This is a genomic window from Nannocystis pusilla, from assembly GCF_020073745.1.
Taxonomy (GTDB): Bacteria; Myxococcota_A; Polyangia; order Nannocystales; family Nannocystaceae; genus Nannocystis; species Nannocystis radixulma.
Genome location: NZ_JAIRAU010000048.1, coordinates 184,802 through 202,867, shown reverse-complemented (window position 1 = coordinate 202,867; position 18,066 = coordinate 184,802). Strand labels below are relative to the sequence as shown.

General features: G+C 72.2%; 15 protein-coding genes and 2 tRNA genes. 5 read left to right on the top strand and 12 right to left on the bottom strand.

The features are described from left to right. Window positions 1-95: 95 nt before the first annotated feature. Entirely contained in the window at window positions 96-584 is a 489-nt protein-coding gene (locus K7C98_RS35880) for a hypothetical protein (protein ID WP_224196377.1), read from the bottom strand. A 127-nt stretch (window positions 585-711) separates the two neighbouring features. Between K7C98_RS35880 and K7C98_RS35875 the strand changes: the two genes are divergently transcribed. After that, window positions 712-1,641: a YheT family hydrolase gene (locus tag K7C98_RS35875; protein ID WP_224196376.1), complete on the top strand. Its 930-nt coding sequence runs from the start codon at window positions 712-714 to the stop codon at window positions 1,639-1,641. Window positions 1,642-1,753: 112 nt separating this feature from the next. After that, window positions 1,754-3,175, top strand: a complete 1,422-nt coding sequence (locus tag K7C98_RS35870) for a rhomboid family intramembrane serine protease (RefSeq protein ID WP_224196375.1) — start codon at window positions 1,754-1,756, stop codon at window positions 3,173-3,175. A 162-nt stretch (window positions 3,176-3,337) separates the two neighbouring features. Here the strand turns inward: K7C98_RS35870 and K7C98_RS35865 are convergent, their stop codons facing one another. Beyond that, window positions 3,338-4,057, bottom strand: a complete 720-nt coding sequence (locus tag K7C98_RS35865) for a hypothetical protein (RefSeq protein WP_224196374.1) — start codon at window positions 4,055-4,057, stop codon at window positions 3,338-3,340. 153 nt (window positions 4,058-4,210) lie between these two features. On the opposite strand from K7C98_RS35865, the gene K7C98_RS35860 reads away from it, so the two are divergent. Beyond that, the gene (locus K7C98_RS35860; RefSeq protein WP_224196373.1) at window positions 4,211-5,749 is read left to right on the top strand and encodes a serine/threonine protein kinase; all 1,539 of its coding nucleotides are present in this window, start codon (window positions 4,211-4,213) and stop codon (window positions 5,747-5,749) included. A 234-nt stretch (window positions 5,750-5,983) separates the two neighbouring features. Here K7C98_RS35860 and K7C98_RS35855 read toward each other — a convergent pair whose 3' ends face one another. The 6 genes from K7C98_RS35855 to K7C98_RS35830 all read right to left on the bottom strand — a co-directional run bounded on the left by K7C98_RS35855 (window position 5,984) and on the right by K7C98_RS35830 (window position 12,770). Continuing rightward, a complete protein-coding gene (locus K7C98_RS35855) occupies window positions 5,984-6,622 on the bottom strand; it encodes a peroxiredoxin family protein (protein WP_224196372.1) in 639 nt (212 codons plus the stop codon). After that, window positions 6,619-8,040, bottom strand: a complete 1,422-nt coding sequence (locus K7C98_RS35850; RefSeq protein ID WP_224196371.1) for a DsbA family protein — start codon at window positions 8,038-8,040, stop codon at window positions 6,619-6,621. The genes K7C98_RS35855 and K7C98_RS35850 overlap by 4 nt, the downstream gene beginning before the upstream one ends. A 126-nt stretch (window positions 8,041-8,166) precedes the next feature. Continuing rightward, a complete protein-coding gene (locus K7C98_RS35845) occupies window positions 8,167-10,260 on the bottom strand; it encodes a DsbA family protein (protein WP_224196370.1) in 2,094 nt (697 codons plus the stop codon). Window positions 10,261-10,353: 93 nt separating this feature from the next. After that, the gene (locus tag K7C98_RS35840) at window positions 10,354-11,799 is read right to left on the bottom strand and encodes a DsbA family protein (RefSeq protein ID WP_224196369.1); all 1,446 of its coding nucleotides are present in this window, start codon (window positions 11,797-11,799) and stop codon (window positions 10,354-10,356) included. Window positions 11,800-11,925: 126 nt separating this feature from the next. After that, window positions 11,926-12,462 (bottom strand): hypothetical protein, encoded by a 537-nt coding sequence (locus tag K7C98_RS35835; protein WP_224196368.1) that lies wholly within the window; start codon window positions 12,460-12,462, stop codon window positions 11,926-11,928. A 235-nt stretch (window positions 12,463-12,697) separates the two neighbouring features. Next, a tRNA-Gly gene (locus K7C98_RS35830) sits at window positions 12,698-12,770 on the bottom strand. A gap of 323 nt (window positions 12,771-13,093) precedes the next feature. Between K7C98_RS35830 and K7C98_RS35825 the strand changes: the two genes are divergently transcribed. Beyond that, window positions 13,094-13,169 (top strand) — tRNA-Asn (locus K7C98_RS35825). 50 nt (window positions 13,170-13,219) lie between these two features. Here K7C98_RS35825 and K7C98_RS35820 read toward each other — a convergent pair. Both K7C98_RS35820 and K7C98_RS35815 read right to left on the bottom strand, forming a co-directional pair. Further along, window positions 13,220-13,660 (bottom strand): RDD family protein, encoded by a 441-nt coding sequence (locus K7C98_RS35820; RefSeq protein WP_224196367.1) that lies wholly within the window; start codon window positions 13,658-13,660, stop codon window positions 13,220-13,222. Between the two features lie 61 nt (window positions 13,661-13,721). After that, window positions 13,722-14,963, bottom strand: a complete 1,242-nt coding sequence (locus K7C98_RS35815; protein WP_224196366.1) for a hypothetical protein — start codon at window positions 14,961-14,963, stop codon at window positions 13,722-13,724. A gap of 134 nt (window positions 14,964-15,097) precedes the next feature. Here K7C98_RS35815 and ygiD point away from each other — a divergent pair, with 134 nt between their 5' ends. Further along, on the top strand, window positions 15,098-15,877 hold the full coding sequence (gene ygiD / locus K7C98_RS35810; RefSeq protein WP_224196365.1) for a 4,5-DOPA dioxygenase extradiol: 780 nt from the start codon (window positions 15,098-15,100) through the stop codon (window positions 15,875-15,877). A gap of 17 nt (window positions 15,878-15,894) precedes the next feature. On the opposite strand, the gene K7C98_RS35805 is transcribed toward ygiD, so the two are convergent. Together K7C98_RS35805 and K7C98_RS35800 are read right to left on the bottom strand one after the other, a co-directional pair. Then, window positions 15,895-17,844 carry an N-6 DNA methylase gene (locus K7C98_RS35805; protein WP_224196364.1) on the bottom strand — a complete coding sequence of 650 codons (1,950 nt, stop codon included), beginning with the start codon at window positions 17,842-17,844 and terminating at the stop codon, window positions 15,895-15,897. A gap of 10 nt (window positions 17,845-17,854) precedes the next feature. Beyond that, the gene (locus tag K7C98_RS35800) at window positions 17,855-18,043 is read right to left on the bottom strand and encodes a hypothetical protein (protein ID WP_224196363.1); all 189 of its coding nucleotides are present in this window, start codon (window positions 18,041-18,043) and stop codon (window positions 17,855-17,857) included. Between the last annotated feature and the right edge of the window lie 23 nt (window positions 18,044-18,066).

Below are 18,066 nucleotides of genomic sequence, written 5' to 3'. Positions count from 1 at the left end.
GTCGCGCGCCGGGGTGTGCCGCTTGCGCCGCGGCTCGCTGGCCGCAGGGACATGCTCTGAAAGACAGGTGCCCGCGTCGGGGCCGAGGTCGCCGCTCACAGCTGGACCGCCTTTTGATCGGTGCGACAGAAGCTGTCGAAGGCGCGGTAGGCGTCGGCGCAGGCGCAGTCCTTGGTCCGCTTGCACTGCGTGCCGCGCTCCTTGCAGGTGAGGAACACCCACTTGCCGTCCATGCTCTCGCTGGCGGGCAGCTTGGTGCAGCCCTCCTTGCGGTCCTGGGCCTGGAGGCAGTGGAACATCGCCTGCTTGACGCCGTGGTTGCACATCACCGCGGTCGCCTCGCACTGCTTGTGCCAGGCGATCACGGCGTCGATGCAGCCCTCGGCGTCGAGCGACTTGCCCCTCTCCGCCATCACCGGGAACATCGCCTGGACCACCTGCTCGCCCTGGACGTAGGCGCGGTGCATCTGCAGGGCCATCAGCCCGCCGAGCACGAAGATGCCGATCATCACGGCGCGCAGGCTGGGCCCGCGCCACTGCGTCTCCGGCCGCGGAGACGGTGCAGATCCGTCAGGGCTTGTCACGGGCGCGACGCTAGCCGCCGGGGCCGGGGCGGTCAACGGCGCGGCGACCGGCGGTCGCACCCGCGGTGACGCGCGGCGCAGGGGCCGTGTGGATCCTCCTATGTACCCGTGCTATGCGGCGAGCGCGATGCTCGGACACCTCTGGACGATCGGGCCCAACCTGCGCCATCGCTTGCTGCCGCATCAGGCGCCCGCGGCGGCCGACTGGTCGACGACCCTGCAGGACCCGCGGGTCGGCGAGGTGCGGCTGACCGGCGCGCTCGCCCGCCTGCCCGCCGCGCGCGAGCTGGTGGTGCTGATCCACGGCCTCGGCGGCGCGATCGACAGCAGCTACGTGATCAAGGCGGCCCGGGCCGCGGCAGCGGCGGGGCTCGACAGCCTGCGCCTGTCGCTCCGCGGCGCCGACCGCAGCGGCGAGGACTTCTATCACGCGGGCCTGGTCGACGACCTCGTCGCGGCCCTGCGGAGCCCGGCGCTCGCCGACTACGTCCGCGTCTACGTCATCGGCTTCTCGCTCGGCGGACACATGACCTTGCGCTGGGCGATGGCGCCGAGCGACCCGCGGGTGCGAGCGGTCGCCAGCGTGTGCGCCCCGCTCGACCTCGCCGCCGGTTGCGCCGCGATCGACCGGCCGCGCGGCGCCGTGTACCGGGCCCACGTGCTCTCGGGGCTGCGCGAGATCTACGCCGCCGTGGCCGCCCGCCGGCCCGTCCCCACGCCGATGTCGGCGATCACCGCGCTCACCACCATCCGCGCCTGGGACCGCCTCGCGGTCGTGCCGCGCCACGGCTTCTGCAGCGTCGACGACTACTACGCCCGCGAGAGCGCCGGCCCGCGGCTGCGCGCGCTGGCGCTCCCGACCCTGATCGTCGCCGCGACCGGCGACCCGATGGTCCCCGCGGCCACGGTGGCGCCGCACCTGCGCGACCTCCCGAGCCACGTCGTGGCCCGGTGGGTCGCGGGCGGCCACGTCGGCTTCCGCGCGGGCCTCGACCTCGGCATGGGCGATCGGCCCGGCCTGGAGCACCAGGTCCTGGCCTGGCTGCGCCGCCAGTGAGCGTCTATGCTGCCGCTCCGCGCCCGTGCCCGCTGAGTCGCTCCATGGCCCGTCCGGGCCCCGATCCGGGCGGACCGCCAGGGCCGCGGCGAGCGACGCCTCGACCGCGAACATGACGCAAGAGACAGGTCCCAAGGGCCAGCCCACTCGCCGGCCGCCCGACCTGCTCGCCCCTCACCTGCCGAAAGAGACAGGTCCCAAGGGACAGCCACCCGACCTGCTCGCCCCTCACCTGCCGCCCGCGACGCGCCCGCCGACGCTGCGCCCGCCCGACCTGCTCGCGCCGCACATGCCCCAGGAGACAGGCCACGGGGACCCGCCCGGGACGGCGCCCGCTCCGGCCGCCGCGCCGCTGTCGGCGCAGTGCCCGGCCTGCAGCCTGCACGCGCTGGTGGCCGTGCACCTGCGCCGGCACGCCAGGACCGGGCGCTGGCGCCAGCTGCCGGCGCGCGAGTCACCTGTCCCGGGGGACCTGACCCTCGATACATGTCCGGTGTGTTTCGGGGTGTGGCTCGACCACGGCGAGCTCGACCAGCTCGGCGACGCCGACGTCGACCCGGCGTTCCTCAAGACCATGGTCGGGCGCTCGGCCGGGCGCATGTGTCCGCGCGGCCACGGCTTCATGAACGAGCACCTGCTGCCGGGCATGCTGAAGACCCCGGTCGACCGCTGCCCGCGCTGCCGCGGCCTGTGGCTCGACGGCGACGAGCGCCACGCCCTGGCCCGCTCGAGCACCCGCGCCGGCCAGGAGGACCGCTCGGTGCAGCTGGCCAAGCGCGGCCTGATCTGGGCGGCGCAGGTCCTGACCCAGCTGCCGATCGAGGTCGACAACCCGCGCCGCGGGATCCCCTTCGTCGTGCTCGGCCTCGCCGCGCTGCTGGTCGGCTGCTACGTCGCCTCGGTGCTCGGCCTGATCTACGCCCGCGAGTACGCGCTGGTGGCCGGCAAGGTGGTGGCCGAGCCGCTGCGCCTCTACACCGTCCTCACCCACGCGTTCTTCCACACCGACTGGTTCCACCTCCTGTTCAACCTCTACTTCCTCTACGTGTTCGGCAGGAACGTCGAGCACGTGTTCGGCCGCAAGCGCTTCCTGATCCTGTACTTCGGGGCAGGTCTGTTCGGCGGCCTGCTGCAGCTGCTGCTGACCAGCGCGACCGGCACGCCGGTGATCGGCGCGTCGGGGGCGATCGCCGGGGTGTGCGGCGCCTACCTCGTGATCTTCCCGCGCGCGCGGCTGCTGCAGACGCTGCCGTTCGTGTACGTCCAGCTCAAGATCCCGGCGTGGATCTACCTCGGCGCATGGGTCGGCTTCCAGGCGGCGATGGCCATGTTCTCCGACGCGCGGCAGTTCGCGTGGTTCTCCCACCTCGGCGGCTTCGCGCTGGGGGCCGCCCTCGCCCCGCCGGTGCTGCGCAGCGTCGTCCGCGAGGTCGGCGAGTCGGTGCGCGTCAAGTCGGCGGCGGCGATCTTCGGCAAGGTGCCGCGCCGTCGCGGCCCGCCGATCGTGGTCCAGCCGGGGCGGAGGTCGTCGTGAGCGAGACCTCGTTCACCAGGGCTGCTGACGCGGCGGCGGCGGTGCTGAGCTTTTGGACATGCTGTTCGGAGCATGTCTGAGAGGACATGCTCCGGAAGGCAGGAGCGCGACCATGCCTGCCGGCGCCCCCGCGGCGAGGTCAGCCCGACGTGGGCGTTCTGATTACGGGCTCTTCGGCGCAGCGGCAGCGGGCTGGGCGCTGCCGGGCGGGACGGCCTGCACGGCGCCGGCCACCGCGGGCGTCGGCGGCAGCGTCGCGGCGACTGCGGGCGCGGCAGGAGCTGCGGTCGGCGCGGGCGCCGGTGTGTCGGCGGCGACCTGGGCCGGCGCGGCCGAGGGCACCGCGGCGGGCGGCGTCGCGACGACCACGGGCGCGGGCGCGGTCGCGGGCGCGCCGGGCAGCGGAGCGGCCGGCAGCGGGCGGGCGGTCGTCGACGCGGCGCCGCCCATGACGCCGTCGTAATGCCCGAGGTAGCTCCACTCCTGGTCGAACAGCATGGTCGCGACCACGAATTCGCCGGTCGAGGGGCGCACGCGGATCTCGAACGCGTGGCCGTCCTTGGACGGGCGGTCGGCGACCGTGAGCGGGTCGGGGCTGGCGTCCTTGTCGAGGTCGATGTGGCTGAACTGCCCCGGCTTCTTGTTCAGCGCCTCCTGCAGCTTGTCGGCCGACTTGAGGCGGTTGAAGGTCACGAGCATCGACACCGGCTCGACGGCGAGATCGGCCGACAGCGGGCGGTTGTCACCGGTCGGCGCCTGGACGGCCATCGAGGCCTTGGTGAAGGTGGCGTCCTCGTTGCCGGACGGGTCGACGGGCTTGCCGCACGCGATCACGAGGGCGGCGAGGACGAGGGCTGCGCTCCGAGCTGGTCTTTCGGACATATGAACCTCCACGATGGCGGCCCCGAGAGCGAGGACTGCGCGGGTGGGACAACCCCGCGAGGCCCGGTTCCAGGGGCGCGGGCAGTATATCGAGACCCCGCGACAGCCGGCGCGCCCCTGACCCGATAAACCGCCTATAATCCCGCGGTCGCCGTGAACGTAGCCGCCTCGCCGCTCCCCAACCCCGACGCCCCGCCGACCGCGTGGGTCGGCCACACCCTCGACGGCCGCTATCACCTGCGCGACCTGCTCGGGGAGGGCGGCATGGGCGCGGTGTTCACCGCGGAGCACCTCAACCTGCGCAAGCTCGTCGCGGTGAAGATGATCCACGCCGAGTACACCGGCAACGAGGAGATCGCCGAGCGGTTCCGCCGCGAGGCGATGGCGACGGCGCAGATCGAGCACCCCAACGTGGCCAGCGCGATCGACTTCGGGCCGCTGCCCGGCGGCGGCGCGTACCTGGTGACCCAGCTGGTGCGCGGCTCGTCGCTGACCGACATCATCGCCCGCGGCCGCCTGCGCTGGCAGCAGGCGTGCGACATCGGGGCCCAGATCGCCGACGCGCTGACCGCCGCGCACGCGATAGGGATCGTCCACCGCGACCTCAAGCCCGACAACATCCTGCTCGAGCCGCGCGAGGACGGCGAGGTGGTCAAGGTGCTCGACTTCGGCATCGCCCGCGTCGCCGGCGCCAGCACCGGGGCCGAGCCGCTCACCCGCCTCGGCACGGTGATGGGCACGCCCGGCTACATGGCCCCCGAGCAGGCGATGGGCGAGCCGACCGACCACCGCACCGACCTCTACGCGCTCGGGGTGATCCTGTGGGAGTGCCTGTCCGGTCGCGCGCTGTGGGACGGCGGCGAGATGTCCGACCTGCTGACGCGCCAGCTGACCCAGGCGCCGCCGTCCCTCGCCGGCGAGGTCGTCGACCTGCCGATCGAGTTCGAACGCCTCATCCAGCAATTGCTCGCGCGCGAGGCCAAGCAGCGCCCGCAGACCGCCCGCGAGGTCCGCGACGCGCTGCGGGCCCTCAGCCGCAGCGTCGGCGCGGTGCCGGTGGCGACGGTGCCGCCGCCCAACACGATCCCGCCGGCGCCCCGACCCGCGGCGCCCAACCGCGGCCTGACCGGCTTCATCGCCGTGTTCGTCGGCGCGGCCGCGCTGATCGTCGTGCTGTGGGCGGTCCGCCAGCCCGGCGGCGAGGAGCCGCCGCCCGCGGAGGACGGCGAGCGACCGGCCGAGTTCGTGCCCGCGGCCGGCAAGACGGCCGCCGACCCGGGCGTGAGCGGCGAGTCCAAAGGGGCAGGTCCTTCGGGCCCTGTCCCTTCGGCCAGCAAGAACGACCCCGGCGAGCTGCCCGAGGGCCTGCGCGGCCCGGCGACCACGTTGCTGGCGGAGGGGCGCGGCGGCCAATTCAAGGCCGCCGAGGCGGTGCTAGCCTACGAGCCCGAGGTCGACGTGCCGCTGTGGCTGCACGGCCTGGCCCTGCTCGAGAAGGCCGAGAGCTGCGAGGCCAAGCGCGCGGCGGTCAAGCGGATCGCCGAGGCCAACGACAAGCGCGGCCTGCCGGCGCTGCAGCGGCTCAACAAGACCCCGCGCAAGGGCTGCGGGATCTTCAAGAGCAACGACTGCCTCGAGTGCCTGCGCTCGACGCTGAAGAAGTCGATCGACCAGCTCGCGGCGCTGCCGTGAGCGCTCACTCGAGCCGCCGTAACGCACATGCACTCGACGGCAAGCCTGGCGAGCGTTGGCCGAGCGAGCCGGGGACGCACGCCTACAGGCTTGTCGACGCCCTGGCCGATGCTGGGGCGCGTCGACGCCGCGTGCGACGTTGCTGGCGGCGCGCATGCTGAAGACCGTCTAGTCGCGGAACGAGCGGAAGTTCTCGACGACGAACTGGATCAGCACGACGCCTCCTGTCCGGCACTACTGCCGCGCCAGCATCGACTCGACGCAGTGGTGGGCGGCCGGGCGGCCCCAGTCGCGCACGTTGATGTACGCGTGGACGAGCTGGCCGGCGGCGTCGACGAAGTAGGTGTCGGGCAGCTTCTCGCTGCCGTATTGGTTGTGCAGCTTGCCGGTCGGGTCCCACAGCACGCGCACGCTGCTCTGCTCGAGGCCCATGCGGGCGAGGAACGGGGCCACGAGGCTCTGGTCCTGGTCGACGCTGATGGCCAGGACGACCACGTCGTCGCGGTCTTGCAGGCGCTCGGCCAGGCGGTCGAGCTGCGGCCACTCGCGGATGCACGGCTCGCACCAGGTGGCCCAGAAGTTGATGACGACGAACTTGCCGCGCAGGTCCTGCAGGCTGACCGTCTGGCCGGCGAGGTCCTGCAGCGAGAACTCGGGCGCGGGGCCGGAGCGCGGCTCGGGCTGCAGCGCGCGGCAGGCCGCCTCGGCCTGGGCCTTGGCGGCGGGGCCGAGCGAGGCGGCGAACCAGAACATCCACAGCGAGCCGATGAGGATGAACACCACGTAGGCCAGCGGGCCGATGAGGCCGCGGCGCTCCTCCCTGTCCTCGAGGACAGGTACTTGCCGGCTCGCCGGGGGCCGCGCGGCGCTCACTTGCCCGGCTTCTCCTCGGCGCCGGCCATGATCTTCTCGTAGACCTGCGCGCGCGGGGTGCCCTCGTCGACCAGCTTCTGCGCCTTGGCCTTCTCCTCCTCGATCAGGGCCTTGAACGACTCGTAGGGCTGGGCGCCGGACAGGAAGCGGCCGTTGATGAAGAACGACGGGGTGCCGCCGCTGCGCAGCCGGTTGGCCACCGCCTCGTCGTCCTTGACCATCTGCTCGGTCTCGGCGGCGGCGAGGTCGAGCTCGAACATCGCCACGTCGAGGCCGAGCTCCTGCGCGTGATTCTTCACCGCCTCTTCAGACATGTCCGAAGGGCTCTGGAACAGGCGGTCGTGCATCTCCCAGGCCTTGCCCTGGCGGTGAGCCGCCAGCATCGCCCGCGCGCCGATGCGCGCCTGCGGGTGCATCGCCAACGGGCGCTGGCGGAACACGATGCGCACGTCGCTCGGGTAGTTCTTCTTGACGTCCTCGATCGCCCCGTTGACGCGCTTGCAGAACGGGCACTGGAAGTCGCTGAACTCGACGATGGTGACGAGCGCGTCGTCGGGGCCCCACTGCGGGCGGGCGTCGAGCGGGACGCGATAGGTCTTGCTCGGGTCGGGGCCGTCGTCGCGCTGGCTCGGCGCCTTGCCGGGCCCGGCTCCGGGGCCGCGCTGGTCCTTGGCGTCCTTCATCAGCGCGCCGTAGACCTCGGCGCGCGGCGTGCCCTGGCTCTCGAGCTGGCGGGCCTGCTCGCGCTCGTACTCGAAGATCTCGCGCCACTGCTTGGCCGGCAGCGAGCCCGAGTAGGGGCGGCCGTTGACCAGGAAGTACGGCGTGCCGGTCGCGCCGGCCTTGCCGCCGCTGGTGTAGTCGCTGTCGACGGCCGCCTTGGCGGCGTCGCTCGTGCGGTCGGCGTTGAACTTGGCGACGTCGAGCCCGAGCTTCTGCGCGTGGCCCTCGAGGCTCTTGTCGTCGAGCTGCTTCTGGTTGGCAAACAGGAGGTCGTGCATCTCCCAGAACTTGCCCTGCTGGTGCGCAGCCCACGCTGCCTGGGCCGCGCCCGGCGCCGCGGTGTGCCCGGGCAGCGGGTAGTGCTTGAAGATGAGGCGCACGTCGCCCTCGTAGGTGCCCATCGCGTCCTTCAGCGGGTCGGTGACCTTGGCGCAGTACGGGCACTGGAAGTCGGAGTACTCGACGACGGTGACGAGCGCGTCGTTCGGCCCGAGCTGCGGCTCGTCGCCGCGGAGCTCGGCGCGGTAGCGGTCGCCCACCTCGAGCTTGGCCGACGGGACGAAGAAGCGGTCGCGGACCCACTGCCCGGCGTAGAAGCCGACCCCGATGGTCGCCGCGAACCCGAGGACCGCGACCAGGATCGAGGCGGGAGACCGCTTGGAGGGGTTGGGAGCTGGCGTGGTGGCGTCGGACATCGTCGACCTCGTGGGTACCCAATAGTAGCGCGCGATGCAAACTCGTTCGGGTGAGCCCGGCCCCGTCGCGCGCGCGGGGCCGGGCCGTCCTTCACGGCCAGGCGAGGCCTGGCCCGGCGACCAGACTCACTTGCCCGCCGGGGCCGGGGCCGGCGCCTTGGCCGGCGCGCCGCCCTTGGCCGCGGCCTCCTTCTCCTTCTTCTGCGTCGCCTCGAAGCCGCCGTTCAGCTCCTCCTCGAACACCATCTTGAAGCGGTCGAAGGGCTGGGCGCCGCTCAGCAGGCGACCGTTGATGAGGAAGCCCGGCGCGCCGCGCACCTCCATCTTGCTGCACTCCGCCATGTCGTCCTTGACGCGCTGCGCGGTCGCGGGGTCGTTGTAGTCGCGCTCGAACTTGACCAGGTCGAGCCCGAGCTGCTGCGCGTAGGCCTTGAAGTCCTCGTCGGCGCGCTTGGTCTTGTCGGCGAACAGGAGGTCGTGCATCTCCCAGAACTTGCCCTGGTTCTGCGCGGCGATGCCGGCGCGGTGGGCCGGCTCGGCCATCTTGTGCATCGGCAGCGGGTAGTTGCGGAAGTAGATCGCGACCTTGTCGCCGTACTCCTTGACGATCTGCGCCACCGTGTCGGCGCCGCGCTTGCAGAACGGGCAGTCGAAGTCCGAGCACTCGACGACCGTGATCTTCGGGTTCTTGAGGTTGCCCTTGCCCGCCAGGCCCTTGGTGCTGACCTCGCGGCGCTTGAAGTCGGCCGGCGGCGGCGGCGGCGGGACCTTCAGCTCGGTCTCGAAGCCCTTGATCATCTCGTCGTACAGCTTGTCCTTGGCCGGCTTCTTCTCGGCCAGGAACTTCTCGGCCTTGACCTTCTCCTCGTCGATCAGCTTCTGGAACGCCTCGAACGGCTGCGCGCCCGAGAGGTGGCGGCCGTTGACGTAGAACGCCGGCGTGCCGTTCGAGCCGAACTTCTGCGCCGTCTGCTCGTCCTCCTTGATCATCTGCTCGAGCTTCGGGTCGGCCAGGTCCTTCTTCCACTGGTCGAAGTCGAGGCCGGCGATCTGGCGCGCGTAGCCCTCGAAGTCGGCGTCGCTGAGCGCCTTCTGGTTGGCGAACAGGAGGTCGTGCATCTCCCAGAACTTGCCCTGCTGCGCGGCGGCCAGCGCGGCCTTGGCGGCCGGGCGGGCGCGGTCGTGGAAGCCGAGCGGCAGCTGGCGGAACACCACGCGCACGTCGTTGGGGTACTTCTCCTTGATCTGCTTGAGCGTCGGCGTGACGCGGTTGCAGAACGGGCACTGGAAGTCGCTGAACTCGATCACCGTGACCAGCGCGTCGGCCGGGCCGAACGCCGGGCGGCCGTCGACCGGCACCGCGTAGTTGACCGCCGGGTCGGGCTCGCCGACCTTCGGCTTGTTCTCCGGCGGCGGCTCCTTCCGCTCGTCCTTGGCGGCCTTCATGATGCGCGCGTACACCTCGCTGCGCTTGCTGCCGTCCTTGATCAGCTGCTCGGCCGCGGCCTTCTCCTCGTCGACCAGCTTCTTCAGGCCGTCGATCGTGCGCGGGGCGCCGCGCTGCCACTTGCCGTTGATGAAGAAGCTCGGGGTGCCGCGCACGCCGAACTTCTTGCCGAGCGCCATGTCCTCGTTGACCTGCGCCTGGTAGGTCTTGGCGTCGAGCGTGGCCTTGAACTTGGCCATGTCGAGCTTCAGCTCCTCGGCGTACTTCTCGACGTCGGCGCGCGTCATCGCCTTCTGGTTCTTGAAGAGGATGTCGTGCATCTCCCAGAACTTGCCCTGCTCACCGGCCGCCAGCGCCGCCTCCGAGCCCATCGCCGCGTCCTTGTGCATCGGCAGCGGGTACTGCTTGAACACCACGCGCACGTCGTTGGCGTACGCCGGGTCCTTGATCAGCTCGTTCAGCATGTCGGTGAACTTCGAGCAGAACGGGCACTGGAAGTCGCTGAACTCGACGATCGTGACCAGCGGGTCGGCGGCGCCCTTCATCTGGTCCTTGTCGGTGTAGGTGACCCGGAACCGCTCGCCCTGGATCTTGGCGTTGAGCGAGTCGTCGACCTGGTCCATCGTGACCAGCCCGCCGCCGCCGGCGGCCGGACCGGCGCTCGTCGCGGCTTCGTCCTGCTTGCCGCCGCGGTTGCCGGTGCAACCAGTGAGAGGAGTGGCGGCCAGGGCGAGGGCCGAGACCAGGAACACGGGGAGGCTGATGCGTTTCATGGGGCTCTGTGTCTTTAGATGGTTGGGTGGTTGAAGGAACATGTCACGAAATTCATGTCGCGAAGGACATCTTGGAATTTGCTGTGATGCGCGTCATTGCTGCAGATCGGCGCTGGGGAACTCGGTCGGAGGGATCGCCTCCGCGTCGAGGATCGCGCGCACGACGGCGCCGCGCGGCGCGCCGGCGGTGATCCGCTCCTGCGCGTGCGCGAGCTCGGCCGCGACCTCGGCGGCGAGCGCCTCGGTGCCGCGGAAGCCGTCGATGTAACGGCCGTTGACGAAGAACGCCGGGGTGGCGTCGAGCCCGAGCCTGCGGGCGTACACGAGGTCGTCGCGGACGACCTGGGCGACCTCGGCGCTGTCGAGGTCGGCGAGGAAGCGGGCCTCGTCGAGGCCGAGCTCGCGGGCGATCTCGGCGTAGGTGCGCCGGCCCAGCCGCGGCGCCGCGAACAGGCGCTCGGCGTAGGCCCAGAACTGGTCCTGGCGATCGGCGGCGACCACCGCCCGCGCGGCGCTGTCGGCCGAGGCGTGGATCGGCAGCGGAAGCTGGCGGTAGGCGATCCGGAGGTCGTCCGGGTAGCGCCGCCGCAGCTCGGCGATGCCCTCGGTCGCGGCCTTGCGACAGAACGGGCACTCGAAGTCCATGAACGCGACCAGCAGGACCGGCGCGTCGGCCGGGCCCACGGTCGGCGCGTCGCCGGCGTCGACCGCGTAGCGCTTGCCCGCCTCGGCGCGCTGCGGCGGCGGTCCCTCCGCCGCCTTGAACCGCTCGGCGAGGACGCGCCGCTGCTTCGCGGTCGCCTCGTCGACCTCGATCGGGGCGACCACGGCGTCGGCCATGATCGCGGCGTAGAGATCGGCGCGCGCGGTGCCCTGGCGCAGGCGGGCCTGCGCGGCGAGGATCTCCTCGTCGATGAGCGCGTGCCAGGCCGCCTCGTCGCGGAAGCCGACCACCGCCCGGCCGTTCACCAGCGCCACCGGGCTGAAGTAGATCCCGAGCGACACCGCCTCGCGGCGGTGGCGGATCCGCGTGCCCGAGAACACACCCGCATCGAAGTCGTCGAGGAAGCGCGGCACGTCGAGCCCGAGCGCCTCGGCGCTCGCCTTGAGCGCCGCGCGGTCGAACTGCGTCGTGTCGTAGAGCCGGCGGTGCATCGGCCAGAACTGGCCCTGCGCCCCCGCCGCGAGCGCGGCCTCGGCGGCGCGCTCGCCGTCACCGAAGCCGGGCAAGGTCTGGCTGCGGAACACCACCCGGAGGTCGTCGCCGTAGTCCTCGACCAGGTGCTCGAGGACCTTCCACACCCGCGCGCACGGCGGACACGCGTAGTCGGAGAAGACCACGATCGTGACCAGCGGCTCGGCGCCCCCGAGCGCGTGCTCGTCGGGGCCGAGGTCGACGCGGTGGCGCAGCGACGACGCGGCGATCGGCGCGATGGCCGGTTGTGCTTCTTCGGTCGCGGCCGGCGAGCACTCGCAGGCTGCGTTGCTCAGCGCCAGGCCGAACGCGACCTGGCCGAGCCAGAGATGGGGAACACGCATGAGAGGACCGTCTCGAACACCCGGAGGGCGCCGCCGAGGCGCGCAGCGCCGGCTCCCGCGTGCAGGTGCACGAGGCACCTGCGGCCTCTCGGGCGCGACCCAAGACCTCCGGTCGGCCCGAGCGGACTACGCGGGCGCGATGCGAGGCGGGGGTGCTTCGGGACAGGTCGTTCGGGACAGGAGCGGCGGGTCGTCGCGCGGGCGCGCCGACCCCAGGGTCGTGCGCCGCGGCGACCACTCGTCGCGCAGGAGCGCGGCAACGGCGGCGCTGGACCCGGGCCCGAGCAGGTCGGGTGGCGGGCGCGCCGGCAGTCCGCCGCGCTGGAGCTTGCCGCAGGTCTCGTCGGTGGGGTCACACACCGCCCGCTTGAACAGGACCTCGAGCAGGCGCGAGCAGGAGCCGCGCGACAACTTGAGGACCGACGGGTCGACGACCAGGTCGGCGAGGAGATCGCCTCCGCACAGGACCTCGGCCTCCGGGTCGTCCTCGCCGCCGCAGAACTCTGCAGCGCCGAGCAGCTCGACCAGCCGGAGGTGGATGTCGCTGCGCAGATCGGGCGTGCCCCCAACGGCGGCCTCCGCGCTCGAGGCTGCCACGCCTGCGCTCAGCCACAGGCTGAGCACCAGGAGACAGCGCAAGAAGCTGGAGAACACGGGAGACACGGAGCGCGGCGAAACGTTAGGCGGGTTTTGCAAACTGCGCAAGCCGCCATCTATTCCCCGCCGGCGCGCGCGAGCCCGGACGCCGCTTCGCCGCCGGAGCCCCTGCACGCACGCGGCCGGCGAGCAGGTCGCGACCCGAGGCTCATGGCCCGCATCACCCCGATGCCCCCCGCGGACGCGGCCGGGACCAAAGTCGAAAGCCCCGTCACCGGAAGTGACGGGGCTTTCATCGCTGAGCGGGAGACGAGACTCGAACTCGCGACCCCGACCTTGGCAAGGTCGTGCTCTACCAACTGAGCTACTCCCGCATATCGTGCAGAACATCGTCCAGGGGACGGTACTCCGCCGGTTGGTTCAGGTTGTGGCCCCGCGCCAGTGGCGAGGGGAGGCGGAGAATATACCAGCCCCATGGAGTGTCAAGCCCCCTTCGACGGGTTTGTGAAAGAACCTGGGGCGCCCTCTCCCCGGCGGCCCCGCCGCCCCGAGGCGCAAGACCGCGAACCACCGACGAGCCGCCACGACGTCCCGAGCTTCGTGGAAGAGCTCACACCCCGGCCGAGGTTGCTGCTTGACGCCGTCCCGGGGGATCGAGTACACACGCTCGCCTCGGGCCCACAAGGTCCGCGTTCATTCGGACATAGCTCAGTCGGTAGAGCAGCGGACTGTTAATCCGCGGGTCGCAGGTTCAAGTCCTGCTGTCCGAGCCACGAGAACGGCCTCGAAGAGTCATCTTCGAGGCCGTTCTCGCTTTCGGCGATCAGCCCGCCTGGAGCTGCACCACCCGCGTGCCGCCGGCGAGCTCGTCGTGCTTGCCCCGTCGCGACGGGCTCTCGCGGATCGTCCTGGCGATCACGACCCAGGCGGCGAGCGCGAGGATCGGCCCGATGAAGGGGATCGATCCGACCAACGTGAAGGCCTCGCGGCGCAGCGACTGCCGCAGCGTGGGTCGGCCGCCGTCGGGGCCGAGGACCCGCAGGCCCAGGACGAGCTTGCCGAGCGTCGCCCCGGCCAGCGCGTCGAGCAGGCTGAAGTAGAAGTAGACGACCGCCGAACCGACCAGCAGCCAGTCGAAGCCGTAGCCCATCAGGCGGCCGAGGCCGACGTCGACGGCGGCGAGGACGAGGACGTCGAGCCCCCGCGCCAGCAGGCGCACGGGGAACTCGGCGGGGACGAGAGCAGCGGCGGACGAACCAGTCATGACAACCTCCGCCGTGTAGACCGCGCGAGCGGCCCGGACTCATCGGTCTTCGTCGCGGCGCTCACCGGTCGCTCGTCGCGCCCCGCGAACCCAGCCACACCGGCGTCACCGCGCTCGTCTCCCCGTCGGCGTCGATGCGCACCGCGTACTCGCAGCGGCGCTCGGACTCGTGGAGCACCACGATCGCGTGCTCGCCGCGCGCGTGCGCCGTGAACGACCACAACCCGTCGGGCAGCTCGACGAGCACCCGGTCCGGCGCCCGCCCCAGCTCGGCGAGCGGCGACAGGCGCGCGGTCAGGCCGACCTCGCCGTCGAGCGACAGCGCGAGCACGCCGTCGCCGAGCGGCAGCACCTCGAAGTCGAGGTACTCGCTGGCCGGCAGCGGCGGGTGCCGCTCGACGCGCACGGTGCCCTCGGGCCAGGCGGTCAACGCCGCGATGTCGCGCGAACCTGTCCCCGAGAACATGTTGTCGTCCTTCCACAGGACCCGCCCCACCCCGCGCGTGTACGCGACCCGCAGGTCGAGGCTGTCGATCGTGTGCAGCGCCAGCGGCGACCAGCGACCGTCGCGGAGGAAGCTCGTCGCCACCTGCGGCGGCTCGGGCCCGTGGGAGATCTCGATCGCCAGGAACGCCGCGTCGCCGGCGCTGCGCAGGTGGAATTGACACGGGTACACGCCGGGCGAGGTCGCCGGCACCAGGCCGAGGTCGACGCGCGGGCCGACGCCGGTCGCGTCGACGCGGCGCGCGAACATCCGCAGCACCGTGGCCTCGGCGATCGCGCCGAACAACCAGCCGCCGCGGATCGTGCCGGTCTCGGCCAGGGCGCGCCGCTCGACGCGGCCGCTCGGGTGGGCGATCACCAGCTGCGACGCGCTGCGCCACGCCTCGGTCTCGAGCGCGAGCACCGACCCGTCGGCCAACGCGTAGCCGGTCGCGGTGCGCCCGAGCGCCCACGGCATGCGCCGCTGCCCCGACAGCGGCAGCATCTTCGTCGAGCGCCCGAGCGGCTCGCAGATCCGCAGCCACAGCGGGCTGTCGGGCGCGCCGGCGAGGATCTCCACCTCTTCGCCGAGGCCGGTGCCGTGGAGGCCCTCGGGATCGACGGGGCCGACGTCGGGCACGAGCGACACCCGCACCGCGCCGCCGGTGAATTCACACAACCGCTGCGCGTCGGGATAGAAGACCACGAGGCTCGCGGCCGGCTCATGGCCGCACAACGACGCCGCCTCGGCGTCGCGGATGAACGGTATGACGACCGCGTCGGTGTGAACGACGCGGGGGCAGCCGTCTGGCGCGCGCATCTGGACCGACGCTAGCCCGAGCTTCGCGCTGCGTCGAGGGCTCGTGGATCGTCTCACCGGTGCAACAGTGCGTTGCCCGCGTCGGGCTTGTCCGGGTGCGCGCGGGGTAACATAACCGGTCCCCAGGAGTCGCCATGCCCACCATGCCCGTCCTGTTCGTCGGCCACGGGTCGCCGATGAACGTCATCCTCGACAATGCCTGGACGCGGACGTTCAACGATCTCGGGGCCGCGTTGCCGACTCCGCGAGCGATCCTCGCCGTCTCGGCCCACTGGTACACCCGCGGCACGTTCGTGACCGCCGGCGGCGACCCACCCACGATTCACGACTTCGGCGGCTTCCCACGCCGGTTGTTCGAGATCCAGTACCCCGCGCGCGGCAGCGACGAGGTCGCGCGCCGGGTGTGCGAGCTCCTGACCGCCGTCGACGCCGCCCCCCGCGCCGACTGGGGCCTCGACCACGGCACCTGGACCGTCCTCCACCACATGCGTCCGGCCGCCGACGTGCCGGTGCTGCAGCTCAGCATCGACCACCAGCGCCCGCCGGCCGGGCACCTCGAGATCGGCCGCGCGCTCGCGCCGCTGCGCGAGGAAGGGGTGCTGATCCTCGCCAGCGGCAACATCACGCACAACCTGCGGGCGGCGATGCAGCACGCCCAGAGCGGCGATACGTCGCTGCAGGAGTGGGCCCTGAAGTTCGACGCCGACATCGCGCACGCGGTCGAGCGGCGGGACCACGACTTCCTCGCGCGCGCCCCCGAGACCGCGCTCGGGCGCCAGAACCACCCGAGCATCGACCACTACCTGCCCCTGCTCTACACCGTCGGCGCCGCCGGCGAGGCCGAGAGCCCGCGGTTCTTCAACCCCGGCTTCGACCTCGGCTCGATCTCGATGCGCGGCGTCCTGTTCGGCTGAGCGACGCGCTCGTCGCGCTAATCGACGCGAGCGACCTCGAGGCAGGCCGCGCGCGCGCGCTCGCGGCTGGCCACGCGCTCGCGGATCGACGCCTCGACCATCGCCGCGATGCGGGCCCGCGCCGCGGGGTCGCGCGGCAGCGGCAAAATCAGCTCGCCGACGCGGTCGCCGAGCGAGTCGATGATGTCCTGCGTGAACCGCTTGGCCTCGATCTGCCGCCGCACCGGCTCCGAGCCGAGCACCGCCAGCAGCAGGTACGGCGACAGCAGCTCGGGCCGGCGCACCCGCAGCTTCAGGATGTGGCTCTGGAACACGATGCGCGTGTCGTGCTCGGTGATGAAGGCGCAGGTGCCGATCAGGTAGGTGCCGTCGCGGACCATGAGGATGTCGCCGGCGCGCACGTCCTGCTTGGCGCGCAGCGACTCGTACACCGCCTCGCCGACGCAGTGCTTGGGGTCGAGCTTGAGCTCCCAGTTGGACAGGTCGGAGGTGCGCACGAACGGCACGTCGCCGCCGCCGTAGGCCAGCTTGCCGACCTCGTGGCCGCTGGTGATGCCGAGGATCCCGTCGTCGACCAGCTGCTGCACCGACACCAGCTCGTGCGTGCGCCGCAGGCTCGACAGCGTGGCCGCGACCGCCGGGTCGTAGTAGCGCGGCGCCAGCACGTTGCCGCGCACCTCCTCGGGCGCGACCGCGTGGCCGAGGCGGCTGGCCGCCTGCAGCTCGCCGGACGTGTGCTGGCGGTAGCGGGCCCCGATCTCCGGCAGCTCGTCGCGGGCGATCGCGCGGCCGCGGCTGTCCTTGCCGCACCACGCCGCCTCGGCCATGAAGATCGTCGGCCGCGTGTCCGCGCGGGCCGGCTCGCGGCGGGTCAGCAGGATCAGGCACACCTTGGTGTGCGTCCCGCCCTTGCCCGACGTCTTGAACAACTCCTCGGGCATGCCGATGACCGCGCGCAGATCTGCCTGTTCGCACATGTACTGAACGACATGTCGATACGACTTGCCGGAGACCAGGCTCTCGGGCACGACCAAACCGATGCGGCCGCCCGGGCGGGCCAGCGACAGCAGGCGCTCGACGAACAGCACCTGCGGCGAGACCCCGCGCTGCAGCCGGGGCGTGCGCTCCCAGCGGTCGTCGGCGCCGCGGCGCCACACGTGGCCGAGCGCGAACGTCTGCTGCACCTCGGCCGAGGCCGCGACGATCTTGGCCCCGAACGGCGGGTTGGCGAGCACGACGTCGAACCCGCCGAGCACCTCGCCGGGCAGCGGCCCGCCGTCCTCGGCCTGCCAGGCCAGCGCGTCGCCGCACAGGATCCGCGCCGGCGCCATCGTCACCAGGCCGACGTGCGCACGCGCCAGCCCGGCGAGGTAGCGGTCCTTGTCGATCCCGACCACCGCGCGGGCCACCGCGGCCGGCGCGACCCCGCGGGCCACCAGCCGGCGCGCCGTGTGGCTGAGGAACCCGCCCGCGCCGCAGGCCGGGTCGATCACCGTCTCGCCGGGACGCGGGTCGACCAGGTCGACCAGCATGCGCACCGCCGTCTGCGGGGTGAAGAACTGGCCCTCGACTCCGCGCGTCGCCGAGGCGGTGAACACCTCGTAGGCGTCGCCGATCGGGTCGCAGCGCGGGTCGTCGAGGTCGAGCCCGCGCAGCTCGCGGTCGACCTCGGCGAGCGTCGCCGCGTCGAGCCCGATCTGCGCCTCGGCGGCGAACACGTCGGGGATCAGCGCCTTCAGGCGCGCCAGCTGGGCCCGGTAGAACGCCAGCAGCGGGCCCGCCTCGAGCGGCGCGACCTCGCCGCTGCGGACCGTCAGCGCCCGGCAGAACACGCAGCGCAGCAGCTCGTCGAGCAGCGCCGCGTCGCGGGTCGCCCCGACCAGGCGGCCGGCGAGGAAATTGCGCAGGCGGGCGAAGGCCGCCCTGACCTCCGGGGCATGTACCGAAGAACCTGTCTCGCTCGACATGCGCGATCGGTCATCCTCGACGCAGCAGCTTGAACGCGACGTCGCGCCCCTGGCCGCCGACCAGCGCGAGGTGGATCTTCGAGCCGGCGCGCACGCCGAGGGTCCCCTTCGAGAAGCCGGCGGCGAGCAGCCGGCGGGCGATGGCGGACCCGACGTTGCCGGGGCCGACGATGGCGATGGCAGGGTCGTGCGTCGACACGCCGCGGAGGGTACCGCGAAATC

Excerpts from the sequence above, each read along its gene's own strand:
- K7C98_RS35845 (WP_224196370.1), bottom strand. The coding sequence starts at position 10,260 with ATGAAACGCATCAGCCTCCCCGTGTTCCTGGTCTCGGCCCTCGCCCTG.
- K7C98_RS35875 (WP_224196376.1), top strand. The coding sequence starts at position 712 with ATGCTCGGACACCTCTGGACGATCGGGCCCAACCTGCGCCATCGCTTG.
- K7C98_RS35850 (WP_224196371.1), bottom strand. The coding sequence starts at position 8,040 with ATGTCCGACGCCACCACGCCAGCTCCCAACCCCTCCAAGCGGTCTCCC.
- ygiD (WP_224196365.1), top strand. The coding sequence starts at position 15,098 with ATGCCCACCATGCCCGTCCTGTTCGTCGGCCACGGGTCGCCGATGAAC.
- K7C98_RS35865 (WP_224196374.1), bottom strand. The coding sequence starts at position 4,057 with ATGTCCGAAAGACCAGCTCGGAGCGCAGCCCTCGTCCTCGCCGCCCTC.
- K7C98_RS35820 (WP_224196367.1), bottom strand. The coding sequence starts at position 13,660 with ATGACTGGTTCGTCCGCCGCTGCTCTCGTCCCCGCCGAGTTCCCCGTG.
- K7C98_RS35815 (WP_224196366.1), bottom strand. The coding sequence starts at position 14,963 with ATGCGCGCGCCAGACGGCTGCCCCCGCGTCGTTCACACCGACGCGGTC.
- K7C98_RS35805 (WP_224196364.1), bottom strand. The coding sequence starts at position 17,844 with ATGTCGAGCGAGACAGGTTCTTCGGTACATGCCCCGGAGGTCAGGGCG.
- K7C98_RS35870 (WP_224196375.1), top strand. The coding sequence starts at position 1,754 with ATGACGCAAGAGACAGGTCCCAAGGGCCAGCCCACTCGCCGGCCGCCC.
- K7C98_RS35840 (WP_224196369.1), bottom strand. The coding sequence starts at position 11,799 with ATGCGTGTTCCCCATCTCTGGCTCGGCCAGGTCGCGTTCGGCCTGGCG.